20 protein-coding genes are annotated in these 19014 nt (G+C 68.8%); 10 read left to right on the top strand and 10 right to left on the bottom strand.

Annotated features, from left to right (window positions below; translation table 11 throughout):
- The first annotated feature begins 131 nt into the window (after nt 1-131).
- Both C8E96_RS15240 and C8E96_RS15245 read left to right on the top strand, forming a co-directional pair.
- A complete protein-coding gene (locus C8E96_RS15240; protein ID WP_091373862.1) occupies nt 132-1586 on the top strand; it encodes an LVIVD repeat-containing protein in 1455 nt (484 codons plus the stop codon).
- Nucleotides 1583-2194, top strand: coding sequence for a DUF305 domain-containing protein (locus C8E96_RS15245; protein ID WP_091373866.1), 612 nt, complete (start codon nt 1583-1585; stop codon nt 2192-2194). The genes C8E96_RS15240 and C8E96_RS15245 overlap by 4 nt, the downstream gene beginning before the upstream one ends.
- A 132-nt stretch (nt 2195-2326) precedes the next feature.
- Here the strand turns inward: C8E96_RS15245 and C8E96_RS15250 are convergent, their stop codons facing one another.
- On the bottom strand, nt 2327-3688 hold the full coding sequence (locus C8E96_RS15250; protein WP_091373869.1) for a fibronectin type III domain-containing protein: 1362 nt from the start codon (nt 3686-3688) through the stop codon (nt 2327-2329).
- Between the two features lie 108 nt (nt 3689-3796).
- On the opposite strand from C8E96_RS15250, the gene C8E96_RS15255 reads away from it, so the two are divergent.
- Entirely contained in the window at nt 3797-4321 is a 525-nt protein-coding gene (locus C8E96_RS15255; RefSeq protein ID WP_166658011.1) for a MarR family winged helix-turn-helix transcriptional regulator, read from the top strand.
- Between the two features lie 328 nt (nt 4322-4649).
- On the opposite strand, the gene C8E96_RS15260 is transcribed toward C8E96_RS15255, so the two are convergent.
- Nucleotides 4650-6200: an FAD-binding oxidoreductase gene (locus C8E96_RS15260; RefSeq protein ID WP_091373876.1), complete on the bottom strand. Its 1551-nt coding sequence runs from the start codon at nt 6198-6200 to the stop codon at nt 4650-4652.
- A gap of 81 nt (nt 6201-6281) precedes the next feature.
- On the opposite strand from C8E96_RS15260, the gene C8E96_RS15265 reads away from it, so the two are divergent.
- Nucleotides 6282-7457 carry a winged helix DNA-binding domain-containing protein gene (locus C8E96_RS15265; RefSeq protein WP_091373879.1) on the top strand — a complete coding sequence of 392 codons (1176 nt, stop codon included), beginning with the start codon at nt 6282-6284 and terminating at the stop codon, nt 7455-7457.
- A 6-nt stretch (nt 7458-7463) separates the two neighbouring features.
- Here the strand turns inward: C8E96_RS15265 and C8E96_RS15270 are convergent, their stop codons facing one another.
- The 6 genes from C8E96_RS15270 to C8E96_RS15295 form a co-directional block, all read right to left on the bottom strand.
- A complete protein-coding gene (locus C8E96_RS15270; RefSeq protein ID WP_091373882.1) occupies nt 7464-8153 on the bottom strand; it encodes a DUF6230 family protein in 690 nt (229 codons plus the stop codon).
- Nucleotides 8153-8788, bottom strand: coding sequence for a hypothetical protein (locus C8E96_RS15275; protein ID WP_091373885.1), 636 nt, complete (start codon nt 8786-8788; stop codon nt 8153-8155). Before C8E96_RS15275 ends, C8E96_RS15270 begins: the two co-directional genes overlap by 1 nt.
- The gene (locus C8E96_RS15280) at nt 8785-9198 is read right to left on the bottom strand and encodes a DUF6114 domain-containing protein (protein WP_228769847.1); all 414 of its coding nucleotides are present in this window, start codon (nt 9196-9198) and stop codon (nt 8785-8787) included. Before C8E96_RS15280 ends, C8E96_RS15275 begins: the two co-directional genes overlap by 4 nt.
- Nucleotides 9192-9890 carry a DUF6230 family protein gene (locus C8E96_RS15285; protein ID WP_091373888.1) on the bottom strand — a complete coding sequence of 233 codons (699 nt, stop codon included), beginning with the start codon at nt 9888-9890 and terminating at the stop codon, nt 9192-9194. The genes C8E96_RS15280 and C8E96_RS15285 overlap by 7 nt, the downstream gene beginning before the upstream one ends.
- Complete coding sequence (locus tag C8E96_RS33725) at nt 9890-10351, bottom strand: DUF6114 domain-containing protein (RefSeq protein ID WP_176926756.1); 462 nt, start codon at nt 10349-10351, stop codon at nt 9890-9892. Before C8E96_RS33725 ends, C8E96_RS15285 begins: the two co-directional genes overlap by 1 nt.
- A 74-nt stretch (nt 10352-10425) precedes the next feature.
- Entirely contained in the window at nt 10426-11070 is a 645-nt protein-coding gene (locus C8E96_RS15295; RefSeq protein WP_091373891.1) for a DUF6230 family protein, read from the bottom strand.
- Between the two features lie 499 nt (nt 11071-11569).
- Here C8E96_RS15295 and lepB point away from each other — a divergent pair, with 499 nt between their 5' ends.
- The 5 genes from lepB to C8E96_RS15320 all read left to right on the top strand — a co-directional run bounded on the left by lepB (nt 11570) and on the right by C8E96_RS15320 (nt 14168).
- Nucleotides 11570-12151: a signal peptidase I gene (gene lepB / locus C8E96_RS15300; protein WP_166658012.1), complete on the top strand. Its 582-nt coding sequence runs from the start codon at nt 11570-11572 to the stop codon at nt 12149-12151.
- A gap of 8 nt (nt 12152-12159) precedes the next feature.
- On the top strand, nt 12160-12519 hold the full coding sequence (locus C8E96_RS15305) for an MmcQ/YjbR family DNA-binding protein (RefSeq protein ID WP_228769848.1): 360 nt from the start codon (nt 12160-12162) through the stop codon (nt 12517-12519).
- Nucleotides 12520-12558: 39 nt separating this feature from the next.
- A complete protein-coding gene (locus C8E96_RS15310; RefSeq protein WP_091373903.1) occupies nt 12559-13179 on the top strand; it encodes an L-threonylcarbamoyladenylate synthase in 621 nt (206 codons plus the stop codon).
- Nucleotides 13180-13250: 71 nt separating this feature from the next.
- The gene (locus tag C8E96_RS15315) at nt 13251-13535 is read left to right on the top strand and encodes a hypothetical protein (protein WP_091574852.1); all 285 of its coding nucleotides are present in this window, start codon (nt 13251-13253) and stop codon (nt 13533-13535) included.
- 18 nt (nt 13536-13553) lie between these two features.
- Nucleotides 13554-14168, top strand: coding sequence for a maleylpyruvate isomerase family mycothiol-dependent enzyme (locus tag C8E96_RS15320; RefSeq protein ID WP_091373908.1), 615 nt, complete (start codon nt 13554-13556; stop codon nt 14166-14168).
- Between the two features lie 55 nt (nt 14169-14223).
- Here the strand turns inward: C8E96_RS15320 and C8E96_RS15325 are convergent, their stop codons facing one another.
- Nucleotides 14224-16443, bottom strand: a complete 2220-nt coding sequence (locus C8E96_RS15325) for a proprotein convertase P-domain-containing protein (protein ID WP_228769849.1) — start codon at nt 16441-16443, stop codon at nt 14224-14226.
- 191 nt (nt 16444-16634) lie between these two features.
- On the opposite strand from C8E96_RS15325, the gene C8E96_RS15330 reads away from it, so the two are divergent.
- Entirely contained in the window at nt 16635-17444 is an 810-nt protein-coding gene (locus C8E96_RS15330) for a class I SAM-dependent methyltransferase (RefSeq protein WP_091373911.1), read from the top strand.
- Here C8E96_RS15330 and C8E96_RS15335 read toward each other — a convergent pair.
- Complete coding sequence (locus C8E96_RS15335) at nt 17399-18886, bottom strand: flavin-containing monooxygenase (protein ID WP_091373913.1); 1488 nt, start codon at nt 18884-18886, stop codon at nt 17399-17401. The genes C8E96_RS15330 and C8E96_RS15335 overlap by 46 nt on opposite strands.
- Between the last annotated feature and the right edge of the window lie 128 nt (nt 18887-19014).

Raw genomic sequence — 19014 nt, forward strand, 5'->3', positions numbered from 1 at the left:
GATGGCCCTGTTTCCCGCCGCCCAGGAAGGTGTCGACGACCGAAAGTCGGGATGAGTAGTTGACATTTGCCAGTTCTCTTATTTAACTCGCCAGTAGCTTCGCGGACACCCTGCACCGATCGGAGTTCTCAATGAAGAGAATCGTGCACGCCCTCCCCGCCGTGATCGCCGTGGCCGCACTGGTGGTCGTCCCCAACGTCCAGGCGGGTGCGAGCGAGGTGGACACGACGGTGGCGCGGGCCGACTGCGGCCCGGGTTCCTCACCGGAGACCGGCGTGCAGGGGCAGGTTCCGCTGGCCGACCGGGAGAGCGGCCGCAGCGCCCAGGGCTACTCGTGCAACCTCGAGCTGATCAGCCGGTTCCAGGGTCAGGGACAGGCCACGGTCGGCGCGTCCTACGGCCACTGCCAGTACCTCGGGACGATCATCCCCAGCGCGCTGACCGCGAAGGTCAAGGGCGTCAACGTCATCGACATGTCCGACCCGGCCAACCCCCGCCTGTCGACGTCGCTGGTCAGCGCCGCGACGCTGGGCGGCACGTGGGAGACGCTCAAGGTCCACGAGGCCCGCGGCCTGCTCGCCGCCGTCTCGGTCGGACCGGGCACCGGCGGATTCTTCGTCTCCGTCTACGACGTGAAGACCGACTGCGCGAAGCCCCGCCTTCTCAACGGCGTCCTCGGCACGACGCTCACCATCCCCGGGTTCTTCCCCGGCCACGAGGCGGCGTGGTCGCCCGACGGCCGCACGTACTGGACGACCGGAGCGGGCCCCGGCACCATCGCCGCGCTCGACATGAGCAACCCCGTGCTTCCCCGGGTGATCTTCAACGGCCTCACCGGGTTGACCAACCACGGGCTCGGCTTCAGCCCCGACGGCAACCGCGCCTACGTCGCCAGCGCCGTCCCCGCGGGCATCACGATCTTCGACAGCAGCGACATCCAGAGCCGCAAGCTGTTCCCCAGGCTGCGCCGCATCGCCGACACCACCTGGGAGGACGGCGGCATCACCCAGCACGCCATGCCGTTCACCAAGAACGGCACGCCGTACTACATGGCCGTCGACGAGTTCGCCTCCGGCGGCGCCCGGATCGTCGACATCTCCGACGAGCGGGCCCCGCGGATCGTGCGCAAGCTCAAGCTGGAGATCAACCGGCCGGAGAACATGCCGCTGCGCGCCAAGGACACCGCGAAGAACGGGATCTTCGGCTACGAGGCGCACTACTGCTCGCTCGACCGGACCGTCGACCCGACCACGATGGCGTGCGGCTGGACCCAGTCCGGCATCCGCGTCTTCGACATCCGCGATCTGATGAATCCGCGCGAGATCGCCTACTTCAACCCGCCCGCGCAGGTCGGCAAGCGGGCCGAACTGGTCAACTCGGCGCACGCGTTCGTGCCCGGCCAGCCGCTCTCCGACGCCGCCAATGGCAACGTCGGCGACCCGGCGGGTTACCTTGGTCCGGTGGATATGACCGCGGACTGGTGCATGTCGCCGCCCCGCCTGGACGGCGACCGCCTCTGGGTGAACTGCGACGACAACGGCGCCATGCTGCTGCGGTTCACCAACGGCGCGTATCCGCGGTCATGACCCGGGTGCGGGTGCTTCTGGTCGCGATCGCCCTGGTCGTGGCCGGGATGGCGGTGGGCGCCGCGGGCGGCGTGCTCCTGGCCCCCGCGCCCCCGCGCCCACCCGCGGCGCCGAGCATGGTCGACATCGGGTTCAGCCAGGACATGATCGTCCACCACCAGCAGGCGCTGGAACTCGCGGGCCTGGTGCGCGGCAGGCTCGGTCCGTCGGCCGCGACCGTCGCCGCCACGATCGAGAACTCCCAGCAGCGCGAGATCGGGCTGATGCAGGGCTGGCTGTCGGCCTGGGACGCGCCGCAGGTCTCCGACACCGAGCCGATGGCGTGGATGGCGGGCAAGCACGACCACGGCGACGCCGACGCGCCGATGCCGGGCCTGCTGTCGCGGGCCGAACTCGACGAACTGGCCGGGCTCAGCGGCGCCGAGCTGGAGGCCAGGTTCATCCGGCTGATGATCAGGCACCACACCGGCGGGGTCGAGATGGCGACCATCGCCGTGCGCGAGGCCGCGCTGCCGCAGGTGCGGGCCCAGGCCCGGCTGATGGTCGCGGAGCAGCGCAAGGAGATGGGTGTGCTCTCGGGCCTCCTGACGGCGGGCGCCGGTCGGTGAACGACCTGGTCGCCGTGCCTGCTGGGGGCGGGCACGGCGACCAGGGTTCACCCACCGCGCGGAAACCGTGGGGCGGGTCCACGCGGTGTGTCCCTCAGACGCCTGAGATACCTCAAGCGTTCCCCCCTGAGGTCAGATCAGTCGCACACAGGCCTCGTTGGACCAGGTGGACCTGCTGCCGCCGCGCGTCGCGGCCACGGAATAGCAGATGTCGACGCCGACCGGCTCGTCGAAGACCCATTCCTCGGTGGCGTTCGGGTAGGTGAACTGCGAGACGTAGTCGATGTAGTCGCCGACCCGCCTGCGGACGAGCAGACCGGTCTCGTCGCTGGCGTTGTCCGTCCACATGAGATGGACGACGTTGCCGTCAAGGACCTCGGCGGTGAGGTTGGTCGGAGCCGCCGGGCCGTTGCTGAGCGTGGTGGCGCAGACCGGCTCGGCGGAGGTCGTCGACCCCGCTGAGTTGAACACCGCGATGGTGAAGCAGGCGGTCGTGCCGGGCTCAAGTCCGGTCCAGACATGGGAAGTGGTGTCCGGGGGCAGGGACTCGTGGTCGCTCTCGGTGATCACCGAATAGCCGGTCTCGGTGGTCGCGTTGTCCTGCCAGGTGACCTTGATGCTGTTGGTGCCCGCCGGCGCGGCCCGCACGTCGGTCGGGGCGGGTGGGCGCAGGCGAGTCCACGCGCACGCCGGCGTGCTCCAGTCCGACGCCTCGTAGTCGGCGAATCCCTGCAGGCGGAAGCAGACCTGGCTGTCCGGCGGCAGACCCGTGACGGTGCGTGTGGTGGTGTCGGCGTCGAGGATGACCTGGCTCTGGCCGTAGGTCAGGTGATAGCCCGTCTCGTCCGCGTAGTCGTCCCACTGCAGCTTCACCGAGCCGTCCGCGACGGTCACCGCGCTCATCGACGGCTTGGGCTGCAGCGTGAACACTCGCTTGATGAGGACTTCCTCGCCCTTGAAGTATTCGCGGACCCGCACCCGGTACTTGGGTGCGGTCCAGCCCTCGTCGCCGTAGGCCTCGACGACCCAGCGCCTGCCGGAGGTGTCGCGGGTGCCGAGGAAGATGGCGACGTGCTCGATGTGGTCGTTGTTCTGGCGGTCGTAGAACAGCAGGTCACCGGGGAGCGGAGTGGAGACCTCAGTGCCGAGCTCGGCGTAGCGGCTCGCTTCGAGGTCGTCCGCCGGGAACCCGGCCTGGTTGAGCGAGTAGTGCACCAGGCCGGAGCAGTCGAAGCCGGGGCCGGTGTTCAGGTCGCAGTTGGAGGACTTCAAGCCGAGAGTCGGGCCGTCGGCGTCACCGCCGCCCCAGCAGTACGAGCGGCCCACCTGGGCCAGTGCGGACTTGACGAGCTTTCTCGCGCTCGGGCTCCCCGGTTCTTGCCAGGTATCCCCGATGGCGGGCGCGGCGGGCGCGAGTTCCCCGGTCTCGGCTGACGCGGCGGGCGCCAGGCCCACGATCGCGACGGCGGCCAGCAGCAGTGCGTGTAAGCGCATGTCCCCAATCCCCTCCCCGTTCGGATAATCCGAAGTCGTACTAACTCGGTGTACGATAGGGGTGAGCGACGATCACTGTCCAGACCGACTTTCGGGGAGCCCGGCACCGTGGATGAACTCATCGAGGACTGGGTGCGGCTCGCACCCGAGATCGACCCGCTGACCGAGGGGGTGGTCGAGCGCGTCCACCTGATCGCCCGGGCACTGGACCTGGCCTGCGCTGAGATCGCCTCGCCCCACGGGATCAACACCCGGGACTACGACATCCTCGCCCGGCTGTACTGGACGGGGGAGCCGCACCGGCTCACCCCGACGCAGCTGGCCAACGGGACCGGGGCGCCGACCACATCGATCACGAGTCGGCTGGACCGACTGGAACGTCTCGGGTTGTTGCGGCGGGTTCCGGCTGAGCGTGATCGGCGGTCGCTGTTGGCTGAGCTGACCGCGGAGGGGATTTCGCTGTTCCGGGGGATGGTTCGGGAGCAGGCTCAGATCGAGGCAGCGGCGTTTCGGAAGCTTGATCCGGAGGATTTGGCCCAGCTGCGGGACTTGCTCGACAAGGCGTTGTCGGCTTGCCGGGAGACGATGACTGCTCCGCCTCGGCGGGTGGAGTTGGCTGCTGACAAGCATTGAGCTCGGCCGGCTGGGGGTGACTGACCGGCTTTGCGTGGGGGTGCCTGTTTGGGTGGTTCGCCTTGATTTGGGGACCCCGGAAATGGACCTGCGCGGGGAAAGCGGGCAGGTGGAGGAACTGCCCCGCGCCGCGAAAGTTTAGGTCCATTTCACCCCAAATCAAGGCGAACCACCCAAACAGGCAGGTGGTGCTGGCCCGCCCGGTTTGGAGGGTGGTCGCTACCAAAACAGGCAGTTGGGCTTGGCCCCCTTGCGATTGCGGGGTGGTGGGAGGCGACTGCAACCCACCCCTCACACCCCACCCCTCACCCACCCCAGGTTGTGCGCCTTAGATCAACACACCAGGGTTGAGGATTCCGGCGGGGTCGAGCGCCCCCTTCGCCGCCCTCAATGCCGCCGCGAACGGGTCCGGGCGTTGGCGGTCGTACCAAGGGCGGTGGTCGCGGCCGACGGCGTGGTGGTGGGTGATCGTTCCGCCGTTCGCCGCCAGCGCGTCCGAGACCGCGGTTTTGATCTCGTCCCATTGCGCCACGGTCTGGCCCCAGGTGCCGGGGGCGTAGATGCCGAAGTACGGTGCCGGGCCGTCCGGGTAGACGTGGGTGAATCGGCAGGTCACCAACCCCACCCCGGCGATCTGGCGGATCGCGTCCGTGGCGGCGGTGGTGACGGCCGCGTGCAGGGACTCGAAGCGGTCCCAGGTGCAGGCGGTCTCGAAGGTTTCGACGATCATCGAGCGGCGGGCCAGGGCGTCGCGCTGGTAGGGCATGCGCAGGAATGAGGTTCGCCAGTCCGCGCCCGGATTCTTCTTGCCCTCCGCGACTTCGCCGCCGTGGGCCTGGCCGATCTCCACTGCCCGGGCCAACGCGCCGTCGACGGGGTGGTCGGCGGATTCGAAGCCCAGCACCAGAACGCCGCCGCCGGTGGTCACTCCGGCGTTGAGGAAGGCTTCCGCCGGGTCGAGCAGGCGGCAGTTCGCCGGGTGCAGGCCCGACTGGGCGACCGCGCGGGTGGCCGCGACGGCCGAGGCGTAGTCGGCGAACCGCAGCGAGGCGTTCGCCCGGTGTGTCGGCCGGTCCTGCAGGCGCATCCACGCCTCGGTGATGATGCCGAGCGTGCCTTCGGAGCCGAGGAACAGCCGGTCCGGCGACGGGCCCGCGCCGGACCCGGGAAGTCGCCGGGATTCGCTGACGCCGCTGGGGGTGACCACCCGCATCGACTCGACCAGGTCGTCGATGTGGGTGTGCAGGGTGGCGTAGTGCCCGCCCGCCCTGGTCGCGAGCCAGCCGCCGAGGGTGGAGAACTCGAAGGACTGCGGAAAGTGGCGCAGGCTCAGACCGTGCGGGCGGAGTTGGTCCTCCAAGTGTGGGCCGAACACCCCCGCCTGGATTCGCGCGGCGCGGCTGGTGTGGTCGATCTCGACGACCTGGTCCAGCCCGCCGAGGTCGATCGTCACCGCCGGGCCGTCGAAGCGGGGTTCCACGCCGCCGACGACCGAACTGCCGCCGCCGAACGGGACCGCCGCGACTTTCGCCGTGGTGCACCAGTCGAGCAGGTCGACGACGTCCTGTTCGGTTCGCGGTCGGGCGACGACGTCGGGCACGTGACTCAGTTCGCCGCGCAGGTTTCGCACTACGTCGCGGAAAGCCTTGCCGTGGGCGTGGGCCGCGCGGTCGGTGGGGTCGGCCGAACACACGTCGGCCAGCGCGCCCGGCGGGCGCACCCTGGGCGGCCGCAGGTCCAGGTCGGCGACCGTCGGCGGCTCGTGGTCGGTGAGGTCCGCACCGGGCAGCAGACCGGCGACCCGCTCGGTGAGCGACGTCAGCTCCTGGCCCTGCAGCGCGTCCTCGTCGTTGCCCCAGCCCCACCATGACCTGGCCATGTGTCCCGCCCTTCGTCGACCGGGCCAAGCTACCGGTTGTCCAGTGTGGACGTGCTCGGAAGTCCGAGTAGGGTCACGGCGATGCGGCGAATTCCGGATTCCGAGCGACGCGCGCGACTGAGCCTGCGACACGGTCTGGCGGCGCCCCTTCCCTCGGCCGACCCGACCGACGTCGCGGAGGCTCTGGTCGCCCTGCACGCCACCGATCCCTGCACGGTGTACCTGTCCGTGCTCGCCCGGATGGCGGTCGACCCGGACACCATCACCGAAGCGCTGCACGACCGCAAGACGATGGTCCGGATGCTCGGCATGCGTCGAACGGTGTTCGTCGTGCCGCGGGCGCTCGCCCCGGTGGTGCAGTCCGCGTGCAGCCGGGCGGTGGCCGCGACCGAGCGGCGCAGACTGGTCAAGCAACTCGAAGACGCCGGCGTGGCGACCGACGCCGCGGGCTGGCTGCGCGACGTCGAGCAGTCCACCTTCGCCGCGCTGTCCGCGCGTGGTGAGGCGAGCGCGGCGGAGCTGTCCGCCGACGAGCCCCGGCTGCGCACGTCGCTGCTGATGGCGCCCGGAAAGCCTTACGAGGCAAAGCAGAACATCACCTCCCGGGTCCTCGGCCTGCTCGCCGCCGACGGGATGATCGTGCGCGGCAGGCCGTTGGGCTCGTGGACCTCCACGCAGTACCGGTGGTCGCCGATGACTTCGTGGTTCCCCGGCGGCCTGCCCTCCCTGGACGTGTTCGAAGCCCGCACGGAACTGGCGCGTCGATGGCTGCGGGTGTTCGGGCCCGCGACGGTCGGGGACCTGAAGTGGTGGACTGGGTGGACGCTCGGTGACACCCGGAAGGCGCTCGCCGAGGTGGGTGTCGTGTCGGTGGAACTCGACCACGGCACTGGCGTCGTCCTCGCCGACGACCTGGAGCCGGTTGCCGAACCCGCACCTCGGCCGGTCCTGCTGCCCGCGCTGGATCCGACGCCTATGGGGTGGACTGAGCGGGACTGGTACCTGGGGGAGCACTCGGATCGGTTGTTCGACCGGTCGGGGAACATCGGGCCGACCGTGTTCTGGGATGGTCGGGTTGTGGGCGGGTGGGCTCATCGGCCGGATGGGGAGATCGCTGTCCGGCTGTTGGAGGACATCGGCGCGGAAGCTGAGGCGTTGGTGGAAGCCGAGGCCGTGCGGTTGGCTGGGTTGGTTGGGGTTGTTCGGATGCGGTCTCGGTTTCCGACTCCGTTGGAGCGGGAGTTGCTCGCTCTTTGAGCAGGGCTAGCTCGGCGGGGCGGTGGGTGCCGGGGGAGCGGGGCAGGTCGTTCGGCCGGGCTCGATCTTCACCTTCAGGCCCGGCAGAGCGAACGGGCCGACAATCTCCATCGCGTACACCTTGCCGGTGAGCTGGGTGAACTCGGCGAACGTCGAGTCCGCCCCGAAGCGGTGCCTGCTCGGCGTCGCCTCCAGGGGGTTTTCCACGTGGGTGCCGTCGGGTGCCTTGATCGTGGTGACGTCCTCGCCGGTGATGCCGAACTTGACCACGCCGTCGAGCGTCAGCGTCCCGGCCACCCGGGCGCCGTCCAGTTCGACGTTGCGGGCGTCCACCTCCCAGGTGGACAGGTTGCCGTCGCCGCCGGTCAGCTTCAGGGTGTAGTCCTGGCCCAGGATCGTCTGGTTCATCGCGATGCACAGCTCGTTCAGCTTGCCCTGTGCGAAACCGGCGCGGATCAACCGAATATCGCGCAGCACAACAGTTCCGTCGGCCTGTCGGACTTTCTGCGTGTTGTCCACAACGGACAGTCCGAAGTCGACACCGTAGAGGCCGCTGGTGCTCAGGTCGGCGGTGCCGCTCTGGATGACCACGTGGTGGGCCAGCGCCCCGGTGTTCATCCCGATCCCGCACAGCGCGACCAGCACCAGGGCGGGTACGCCGAGCAGCGCCGACCGGCCCCACCGGGTTCCATTCATCACGCGCCGCCGTTGAGCAGCTGCAGGGTGGACTTCGGCAGGTTGATCGGGTTGTCGCGCTGGCCCGGCTGCGGCTGCGGGTTGTACGCGGTGATGGCGTAGGCGTTCATCCGCAGCCAGCACCCGGAGATGTTGAGCCCGATGTTGTCCGGCACCCAGGTCCACGTGATGATGCACGTCCCCCACTGGAACTCCAGGTTCGTCCCCCACACGTCGGTCCACATCGCCTGGCCCGCGTTGTTCGTCCCGCCCAGCTCGATCGGCCCCGGCGCGGTGATCTGCACGCGGTAGTCGGCGCCGCGGTTCTGGTCGATGAGGATGTCCTTGTCGACGACAAGCTGCTTGAAGCGGTAGTGGTTGACCTGCCTTGTGGTCCCGTCCGCGACGGTGATCGTGGTGGTGCCCAGGTCGGTGAAGGACTGGGTGTGCCAGTCGTAGGTGTCGATGAACGAGCTCTCCTTGCCGAAGGCGATCTGGAAAGCCTGTGGCACCACGCAGAACCCGATGTTGGTGTCGCGCACGCAGCCCGCCGCGGCCTCCGCGCGCGGGACCGAGGCGTCGGGGACGAGTGCGGTGGAGAACAGCACCAGCAGGACCGCGGCCGCCGCCAGCCAGGCGCGCACGGGTGCGATCACGACTCGGCCCGCCGCCCGCGCGGCTTCTTCGGGCCCCAGCCGAACACCATGGCCGCGCCGACGACACCGAGCAGCGTCCCGAGCAGGAAGCCGCCGAGGTTGGACGCGACGAACGCCGCGACCGCGAAGATCCCGCCCATCAGCCCGGCGACGAGCCGCTGCGTCGGTGCGAACCACGCCATCAGGCCGAGCACGATCATCCCGCCGCCCAGGACATAGCCCGCGACCCCCGATGCCCCCGCGGACAGGGTGACCACGATCGGCGCGACGGTCAGCGACATGATCGTCCAGCCGCCCAGCATCATCCACAGGCCGCCCCAGAACGGCCTGGTGCGGCGGAAGGCGGTGAACCACTGCCAGGCCGCGGCGACGACGGCGAGCACCGGGTTGTCCCGGACGCGGGTCAGCATCCGACTGTCCCGGGTTCGATGGCCAGCTTCAGGCCGGGCAGGCCGATGCTGCCGACGAGTTCGATGGTGTACGCCGAAGCGTCGAGGTTGGCGATGTTCACCGTGCCCGCCTCCAGGCCGAAGTTGCCCGCGGTGCCGCCGTCGAGCCGGGTCACCCCCATGTTGACGTCGTCGGCCGACTTGCCCAGGTACATGTCGGCGAAGGTGCTGTTGCTCGCGTTGACCGAGACCGCTTCGAGGATCAGGTCGGAGGCGTTGATCTCGGCGGTGCCCTCCGGCGTGCCGTTGACCGGCTCACCCGCGGTGATCTTGAGCGTGTAGCTGACCCCGGCGATGCTCTCGTGCACCACGCCGCACAGGCCGTCGAGCCGCGCGGACTTGAAACCCGCGCGCGCCATGCCTTTGCTGGCCCCGGTGCCGCCGTTGTCGGCGAGCCGGTCGTGCAGCAGCGCGGCGAAACCGGCGCCCTGCACCTGGTCGGACTTGATCGCGAACGGCTTGTTCACCACCATGAAGTTGGCCGCCAGCAAGCCTTGCGCCATCCCCACGCCGAGCAGCCCCACGACCACGGTCGCGGGAATGGCCAGCAGCGACGAGCGCCCGACCCGGCTGCCGCGCCGCACGTCGTCGGCGGCTTCCTCACGCATCCGGGCGTTCCAGGCCGCCACCGCGGCGAACCGCTTACCCGCCATCACGCCTGACCTTCAGCGGTGCGGCGGAACATGCGGCGCAGCTTCGGGTGTTCGGGCTTCGGGCCCCAGGCGAAGATCATGCCGCCGCCGATGACCCCGCAGATCATCCCGACCCCGAAGCCACCGAGGTTCGACAGCACCAGCGACGCGACCGCGAAGACCACGCCGAGCAACCCGGCGAGGTGGCGCTGCGACGGGACGAACCAGGAGAAGAAGGCGAACATCATCATCGAGCCGCCCAGCACGTAGCCGGACATGCCGCCGACCCCGGCGGCCAGCGTGACCGACATCGGGGCGAGAGTCAGGGAGAGGATCACCCAGCCGCCGAACGCGAGCCAGGCGCCGCCCCAGAACGGACGGGTGCGGCGGAAGCGGGTGAACGCCGCCCAGGCACGGGCCGGTCTGCCCGGCGTCTTGGCGGTGCCTGCGTGGTCCGAGTGGTCCGCGATCGGTTCGGTCATGGCGAACTCCTGTCGATCTGGTCGGTCCGCACGTGTTGATGGCGGCGGCCGTCCGCCACCAACACGCGGCGGGATCAGGGAACGATGGTGCAGTTGGTCGAGCCGGACTCGATGGCCAGCGACAGACCGGTCAGGTTGATCGTCCCGGCGATCGTCGCCGAGTAGGCCTCAGCGTGCAGGCCGTTGAGGTTCGCCGTGGTCGACTGCAGACCGAAGTTGCCGGGCGTGCCACCGAGCGAGCCGGTGCTGGTGCCCATCTGCACGTCGTCCGCGCTCTTGCCGAGCGCCAGGCCGTTCATCGAGGCGTTGGCGTTGACCGACTCACCGTCGAGCACCAGGTCCTGCGCCGCGATGTCGTTGACCGCGTCGTTCGGGTTGCCCGCCGCGATCTTGAGCGTGAACGGCAGGCCGAGCACGCTCTGGTGGACCGCCGCGCAGAGGCCGTTCAGGTTGGCCGTCTGGAAGCCCGCCCGCGCCACGGCCTGACCGCTCGTGGTGCCGTCGGCGTTGTCCTTCGTGACCTTGTCCATGATCGCGCCGAAACCGTCGCCCGCGAGGGCGGCCGACTCGATCTGGAAAGGCTTGCCGTTGACGTTGAACGACGCCGCGAGCAGACCCTGGGCCAGCGCGATGCCGAGCGTCGCCATGGCGATTCCGGCGACGCCCGTGACCGCGGTGAAGCGGCCCCATCTTGTTCTGCCCAGTGTGGTTTCCTGCATCTGACCTCCTGGTTTCGTTGCCCTCCGCAGTCACGCGGAGAACTGCTGGGAAATCACCGCACCACCGAAAATGGGCAGGCCGAATAACACACAGTCACAGCGGAGTAGCGGCGGCCGCCCTCGCTCGCCGGTATCCGCCACCAGCCGTAACCGTGTGTCCCTGATCACCCGGTGGGGGTGAACGAACGGTGCCATTTGTGTTGCCTGGTGACAAGAGCTTCGACGCGGTGCTGGTCAGAGGTGAGCGAGTTGTGTGACTCTTGGTAACGCGTACTGTGGGTAACACGCGCTTGATCGACAGCTTGTGGCGGTCTGTAAAGGGGGCGAGTGTCTGCCATTCGGCGGTATCGAGCCGGATTTCTCGCCGGTCGTGGTAACAGAAAGTAATAGGTTACGTATCGGTAACATGCCGTATCCATTCCGCCGAACGCCGTCTTTGATACCCGGAATGGAGAGTCCAGTGGTCGTAGGCGGAAGACGCGGAAGAGTCGCGCGGCGGGTGCTGGGAGCCGTGGCGGCGCTCGCCGCGCTGGCCTTGGTCGGCGTGGTCATCGCGGTCACGTTCGCCAACCGGATCGACGGCCAGAGCATGAGCCCGACCCTCGGCGACGGCGACCGGATCTTGTTGGAGCCCTTCTTCGACCCCGCCGACCTGCGCCGGTTCGACATCGTCGCCGCACGGCCGTCGCCGGGTAGTCCGGCCGTGGTGAAGCGGGTGATCGGCCTGCCGGGTGACGCGGTGAAGATCGAGGTCCGGGCCGACGGTGGGGCGTCGGTCATGGTCCGCCCGGCGGGCGCGGCGGGGTGGTCGGTGGTCGACGCTCCCGTGTGGACGGAGAACTGGCACGACGCCCGCCAATGCTGTGCCGCGGACGGGAAATCGGGGAACGGGGAGGCGGTGGTGCCTGCCGGGCACGTGTTCGTGCTGGGGGACAACCCTTCGCAGTCCGACGACTCACGCAAGTACGGCTGGATCCCTATCAGCGAGGTGATTGGCAGGATGGCGTGGCGCCTCTACCCACTAGATCGACTCGGTTCACTCGATCCGGGCGCGGACATGCGCCTCGTGCGAGAGCCATGATGGGCGCCATGGACAACATGAAGCGGGTCGAGCGGATCATCGCCGCACTGCCGGAGGCGGAGCGCGTCGATGTCGAAGCCTGGGGCGATCACCCGACATTCCGTGTGCGCGGCAAGAACTTCATCTTCGCCGACCATCTCGCGCAGAATCTCTCGGTGAAGCTGTCCAAGGCCGAAGCCGAAGCCGTGGTGGCCACCGACCCGGCCGCCCATCCGGCGGGCTACGGGCTGGGCCGTCACGGCTGGATCGCGCTCGACGTCCCAGCCGGACTCGACGAGGACCGCTGGGCACAGCTGGAGGAGTGGATCCGCACCTCCTATTGCCTGGTCGCCCCGAAGACCCTGGCTCGCAAGGTCGAGAACGGCTGAGCTCGCGCCGGGGCGCGCTGTCACCGATAGGCTTTCGCAATGGCGAAGTACTTCGACGTGCATCCGGACAACCCTCAGCGCCGCTCGATCACGCAGATCGTCGACCTTCTGCGCGCCGACGCCCTGATCGCGTACCCCACTGACTCCTGCTACGCGCTCGGCTGCCGGTTGGGGAACAAGGACGGGATCGACCGCATCCGCGAGATCCGAAACCTCGACGACCGCCACCACTTCACCCTGGTGTGTCAGGACTTCTCGCAGCTGGGCCAGTTCGTCGAGGTCGGCAACGCGGTGTTCCGGGCGATCAAGGCGTCCACGCCGGGCAGCTACACCTTCATCCTGCCCGCCACCAAGGAAGTCCCGCGCAGGCTGCAGCACGCGAAGAAGAAAACGGTCGGGGTGCGCATCCCCGATCACGTCGTCACCCAGGCGATCGTGGCCGAGCTCGGTGAGCCGCTGCTGTCGAGCACGCTGCTGCTTCCCGACCAGCCGGAGCCGATGACCATGGGCTGGGAGATCAAGGAGCGGCTCGACCACGTGGTCGACGCGGTGATCGACTCCGGCGAGTGCGGCACCGTGCCGACGTCGGTCATCGACTTCTCGCAGGGTGAGCCGGAGATCATCCGGGTGGGTGCGGGAGACGTCTCCAGGTTCGAGTGAGCTTATCGAACACATGTTCGAACGCTCTGGTATCCTCGGTGGTGGGGAGAGTCGATGCCGGGGGGTTGAAGATGATCAAGGTGTATCACCCGTGGCCGGTTCCGGTGCAGGCCCTGTGCTACTCGGAGCCCGCGGCGCTGACCGACATGGAGGTGTGGGTCAGCCGGGTTCGTGAGCGGGGGCTGATCGGGTCGGACGTCCGGTTCGCCGTGCGCCGCGAGGAGGTGCCGGTCGGGGTGTTGAGCGACGAAGCCGGTTCCCGGGAGGTCCGGCCGTCGTCCTACCTGGTGTTCGCGCGCGACGGGTTCGAGGTGGTGGACCGGATGTCGTTCCTCCGGCGTTACCGCGAGCCGTGATGAGTGCAGGATGGACACATGACCGACGTCTACAGCCGCCTGCTGCTCACCGAACGCGACGCCCTGCTGCCCATCCTTCGCCGCACCCCGGAAGAGGCGTTCGACCGCCCCACGGTGTGCGACCTGTGGTCCGTCCGTGACGTGATCGCCCATTGCGCGACCGCCCTGACCCGGGTGGCCACCGGCGACCTGCACGACTTCTCGCCCGAGGCCAACGAGGCCGATGTGGACGCCAGGCGTCCGCTCCCGCTCGCGGACGTGATCGCTGAACTGGAGAAGGCCTACGAACTCGGCGCCGCCAGCCCGGAGATCCACCGGGTGGCGCTGGGGGAGTGGGTGCACGGCGGCGACATCCGCGAGGCGCTGGGTGAACCCGACGCGTACTCGTCGGCCGGTGTGGACGACGCCCTGGCCATCCTGGTCCAGCGCAGCGTCACCCGGGAGGTCCCGCCCACCGACGTCCACCTCACCGATGGGCGCTCCCTGCGTCTGGGCGACCCGGACGCGAGCGCGGAGGGCGTCCTCAAGACCGATGTCGCCGGTCTGTTCCGCATCGTCGCGAACCGCAGGCCCGAACTCGCCGAGGCCGACTTGACCGGCTTGGTGCCCAGCGAGCTGCGGATGTTCTTCTAGGGCAACGGAAAACGCCCGGCGAGGGCACTCGCCGGGCGTTTTCCGTGTCAGGTGATCAGCTGGTGAGAGTCCAGCTGTCGATGTAGCCGGTGTCGTTGGTCTCGACGTCCTGCACGCGCAGCTTCCATGCGCCGTTGCGGGATTCCGAGGACAGGTTCACCGTGTAGCTGGCGTTGACGTTGTCGGCCGAGTCGCTGCTCGAGGAGTTCTTCAACCGGTAGGCCGAACCGTCCGGGGCCACCAGGTCGATGACGAGGTCACCGCGCCAGGTGTGCACGATCGCGACGTCGACCTTGCTGCTGGCCGAGGCGGTTCCGGTGCAGGACAGTGAGATCGTGCTTTCCACCGTGGTGTTGTCAACGATGTTCACGTTCGTGCCGTTGCTGGCCGGGGCGCAGCCGCCGCCGTCGCCGGTGGACCCGGTGTTGAGGGTCCAGGTGTCGATCTTGCCGGTGTCGCCGGGGCCGGAGTCGTTGACTCGCAGCTTCCAGTCGCCGTTGGCCGCTTCACCGGAGAGGTTGACGGTGTAGGACGTCACCAGGTTGTCGGTGCCCGAGCCGGTCTTGTTGTGCAGGACGTAGGCCGAGCCGTCCGGTGCGATGAGCGAGACGGTCAGGTCACCGATGTAGGTGTGGACGATGTTGACGTCGACCTTGGCGGTGGCTGAGGCGTTGCCGGTGCAGCCGGAGACGGTGACCGGGCTTTCGACGGTGGCGTTGTCGGTGATGGCGTAGTCGGTGGCGTTGGTGACCGCCGAGCAGGTGCCGCCGCCAGTGGGGTTGATCGTCCAGCTGAAGTTCGCCGAGCCGGACTTGGCGGGGCTGGAGCTGTCCGTCGCGGTGATGGTCACGTTGGACGTGCCCGCCGTGGTCGGGCTGCCGGTGATGGTGCCGGTCGAGGAACTGATCGACAGTCCGGCGGGCAGCCCGGTGGCCGACCAGGTGTACGGCGAGGTGCCGCCGGAAGCCGTGTTGGTCTTGTTGACCGCGGTGCCCACGGTGCCGGTCTGGTTGCCCGGGTTCGCGACGGTGACGCCAGTGGTGCCGCCGCCGTTCATGAACGCGGTGTACAGCAGGACGTTCGGCGAACCGGCGTTGATGCCGGTCAGCTTGCCGGTCGAGCCGTTGTTGACCAGCGCGTCGCGGATCTGCTGCGGGGTCGACGAGGTGTTGAGACCCAGGTACACCGCCGCCGCGCCCGCCACGGTCGGCGAGGCCATCGAGGTGCCGGTCATGGTCGCGCTGCCGGTGTTGCTGGAGTGCGACGCCGACACGATGCTCGTGCCCGGCGCCCAGATGTCGAGGCAGGAGCCGTAGCTGCTGGGACCGGTGCCGTTGTAGCGCTGGTCCTGCTGGTTGCTGTTGCCGACCGTGATGGCCTCGGGGACGAGCTGCGGGCTGTAGTAGCAGGCGTCGTCGTTGGAGTTGCCCGCAGCCTGGATGAACTGCACGCCGCTGGCGATCAGCGACTTCACCGCGTTGTCCATGGTGGCGCTGGAGCAGCGCTGGCGGCAGCCGATGCTGTAGTTGACGACCGCGGGCTTGACCGCGTTGTTCTTGACCCAGTTGATGCCCGCGATGATGTCGTCGTTGCTGCCCGAGCCCGCGCAGTCGAGCACGCGCACGGCCGAGATGGACGCCTTCTTCGCCACGCCGTAGGTCGTGCCCGCAGCGGTGCCCGCGACGTGCGTGCCGTGGCCCTGGCAGTCCTGCGGGGTCGAGTCGTTGTCGACGAAGTCGTAACCGGCGGAGACGCGGCCGGAGAAGTCGGTGTGGCTCGCGTTGATGCCGGTGTCCAGCACGTAGACGCGAACGCCCTGACCGGGGTTGGTCGGGTAGCTGAAGGACTTGTCCAGCGGAAGGTCACGCTGGTCGATGCGGTCGTCGCCCCAGTTGGGCGGGTTGGGCTGGGTGTCGAGGGCGACCATGGCCTGGGCCTGCTCGACGGACTCGACGTCGGCGTCGCGCGCGACGTTCTTGGCCTGTTCGGCGGTCATCGTGGCCGAGTAGCCATTGATGATCTCGAGGTTGTGCTTGACGGTGCCGCCGTGCTTGCGGGACTTGTCGGCAGCCATCGAGCTGACGGCGCCGCGGGCGCCGTTCTTGAACTTGACGATGTAGCGGTCGGGGACGGCGCCGGGGGCGTCCGCGTTCTGAATGGTGACGTCAGCTTCACTGGAGTAGGCAGGGACCGAGACCGCGGCGATGCCCGCGGTCGCGACTACGGCGAGCAGGGCTGCTCTGGACGCCTTGCTTCGCATTCGGATGCGCGTCATTTATGCCGATTCCTTACTGTGCAGGGGGTACGAGCAAGAAAGGCGCGGTCGGCTATCCCCGCGTCCACAATGGAGCTGCTCGCCCGTGCATAGTGCCACTCGTGACGCCCGTTGGAAAGACCTTAAAACTGGCGGGTACACATAACTGTTAACCCTTAAATGGGAACATTCCCTTATGGCAACATGGAGTCATGACTGATGACGCTCCGGTGCTCAGGGCCCGGATGTACGGCGAGGACGACCTGAGTTCGCTGCCCGTCTTCGCTGGGGGATTCATCAACTTCGGATTCTGGCAAGACGTGGCCGCGGACCAGCGGATAACCGTCGAACAACGAGTCGAAAGCCAGTTCGCGCTCTATCGTCTGGTATTCGAGCGGCTGGGCGTCGGCGCGGGGGACGCGGTGCTCGAAATCGGTTCAGGAACCGGTGTCGGCGCGGCCTGGGCGTTCGCCGAATTCGGTCCGCGCGAACTGCACGGTGTCGACCTGAGTCCCGACCAGGTCGCCCGCGCGAGTGCCCACGCGCAGGGGGAACGGCTGACCTACCGCCAAGGCGCCGCCGAGGATCTCCCGTTCCCCGACGAGACCTTCGACGTCGCGGTGTCCATCGAGGCCGCGCAGCACCTCGACGACCTCGGCGCGTTCGCCGCGCAGGCGTACCGGGTGCTGCGGCCGGGTGGTCGGTTCGCCGTCAGCACGTTCTTCGCCCCGACCGCGGACCGCCGCGGCGAATTGGCGGCCCGGCTGGACACCTTCACCTCCGGCGTCGACCGCGATCACTCGATCCCAGAAGTGGTCGGCCACTTGGAGGCCGCGGGCTTCGGCGACGTCCGGGTCACCTCGATCGGCGAGCACGTCTGGCCGGGGCTGGACCGTTGGATCGCCCAACTCGGCGTGCCCGAGGGCGAGTGGCCACGGCGCTGGCTGACCTCCTACCGCGACGGCCTGATCGACTACTACGTCATCTCGGCGGGCCGGTCGGCGGGCGAACGGATGAGGTAGTCCGACGGGTCGAACGCCGCGAGCCGGGCGCGCATCCGGCTGGTGGACCACGGCCAGCTGAAACTGTTGCGGCCGTTGGAGTCCAGGTAGTAGCTGGAGCAGCCGCCGGTGTTGTAGACGGTGCCCGCCAGCGCGCCCTGCACCTCATTGTTGTAGCGGCGCTGCACGTCCGGGCGGACCGTGATGCTCGACCAGCCGAGCTCGCGGATCCGGCGCACAGCGGTGTTCACGTAGCCGAGCTGGGCTTCGAGGATGGTGAACGCCGACGAGTGCCCGGTGCCCAGACTCGGCCCCAGCAAAAGGAAAGCGTTCGAGAAGCCGGCGACCGTGGTGCCGAGGTAGCTGACCGGGCTGCCCCGCCAGTGCTCGGCGAGACTGCGTCCCTCGGCGTCGAACACCAGGTTCGCCAGCGGCATGTCGAGGATGCGGAACCCGGTGCCGAGGATGATCGCGTCCACTTCGGACTCGACACCGTCGGCGCCGACGACGTGACTGCCCCGGATCTCCTCGACCGCGTGCGGATGGACCGTCACGTTCGGCTTGGTCAGCGCGGGGTAGTAGGTGTTGGAGAACAGCAGGCGTTTGCAGCCGAGCGTGTAGTCCGGGGTGAGTGCCCGGCGCAGGTCCGGATCGCGGACGGTGAGCCGCAGGTGTGCCAGGCCGATCCGCTGGACCAGCCGCAGGATCCACGGGTTGCGGAAGCCGACGCCGAGCGCCTCCATGGCCGCGTACTCGAACCCGCGCAGCGCCCGCTGGACGAACGGGACGGCGCGCAGGAGCCGCTTCTCGAGCTCGGGCACGGCGTGGTCGGGCTTGGGCAGCACCCACTGCGCGGTCCGCTGGAACAGGTGCAGGGATGCGACCTCGGGCTGCAGGTGCGGCACGAACTGCACGGCCGACGCGCCGCTGCCCACGACCGCGACCCGCTTGCCCTTCAGGTCGATGGTGTGGTCCCACCAGGCCGAGTGGAAGACCTCGCCGGGGAAGTCGACCAGGCCGGGCAGGTCCGGGATGAGCGGCTCGTTCCACGGACCCGCCCCGGCGACCAGGATTCGCGCGGTGAACCGGCCGCGGGTCGTGTCGAGGTGCCAGCGCTGGTCGCCGTCGGACCACTGGGCGCGGGTCAGCTCGACGCCGAAGCGCACATGCGGGTCGACACCGTGCTCGGCGGACACCCGGCGCAGGTAGTCCAGGATCTCCGGCTGCTCGGCGAACGCCCGGCTCCACTCCGGGTTGGGCGCGAACGAGAACGAGTACAGCGCCGACGGGACGTCGCACGCGCAGCCCGGGTAGGTGTTGGCCCGCCAGGTCCCGCCGACGCCCGCGGTCTTCTCCAGCACGGCGAAGTCGGTCACGCCCTGGGCGAGCAGCTTGACGGCCGCCCCGATGCCGGAGGCACCCGCGCCGATGACGACGACCTCGAAGTCGCGCTGACCATCCACGCCAGACCTCCCGGAGTCATACCGCAAGACTCCAAAGACTAACAGTATCCGAAACCCCCACCAACCCCCGCGAGTCGCCCCTCCCGGCAAACGAGTCGCCCCTCCAGGCAAGTGAGTTCGACATTCGC

It is taken from the genome of Actinokineospora alba (assembly GCF_004362515.1).
Lineage (GTDB): Bacteria > Actinomycetota > Actinomycetes > Mycobacteriales > Pseudonocardiaceae > Actinokineospora > Actinokineospora alba.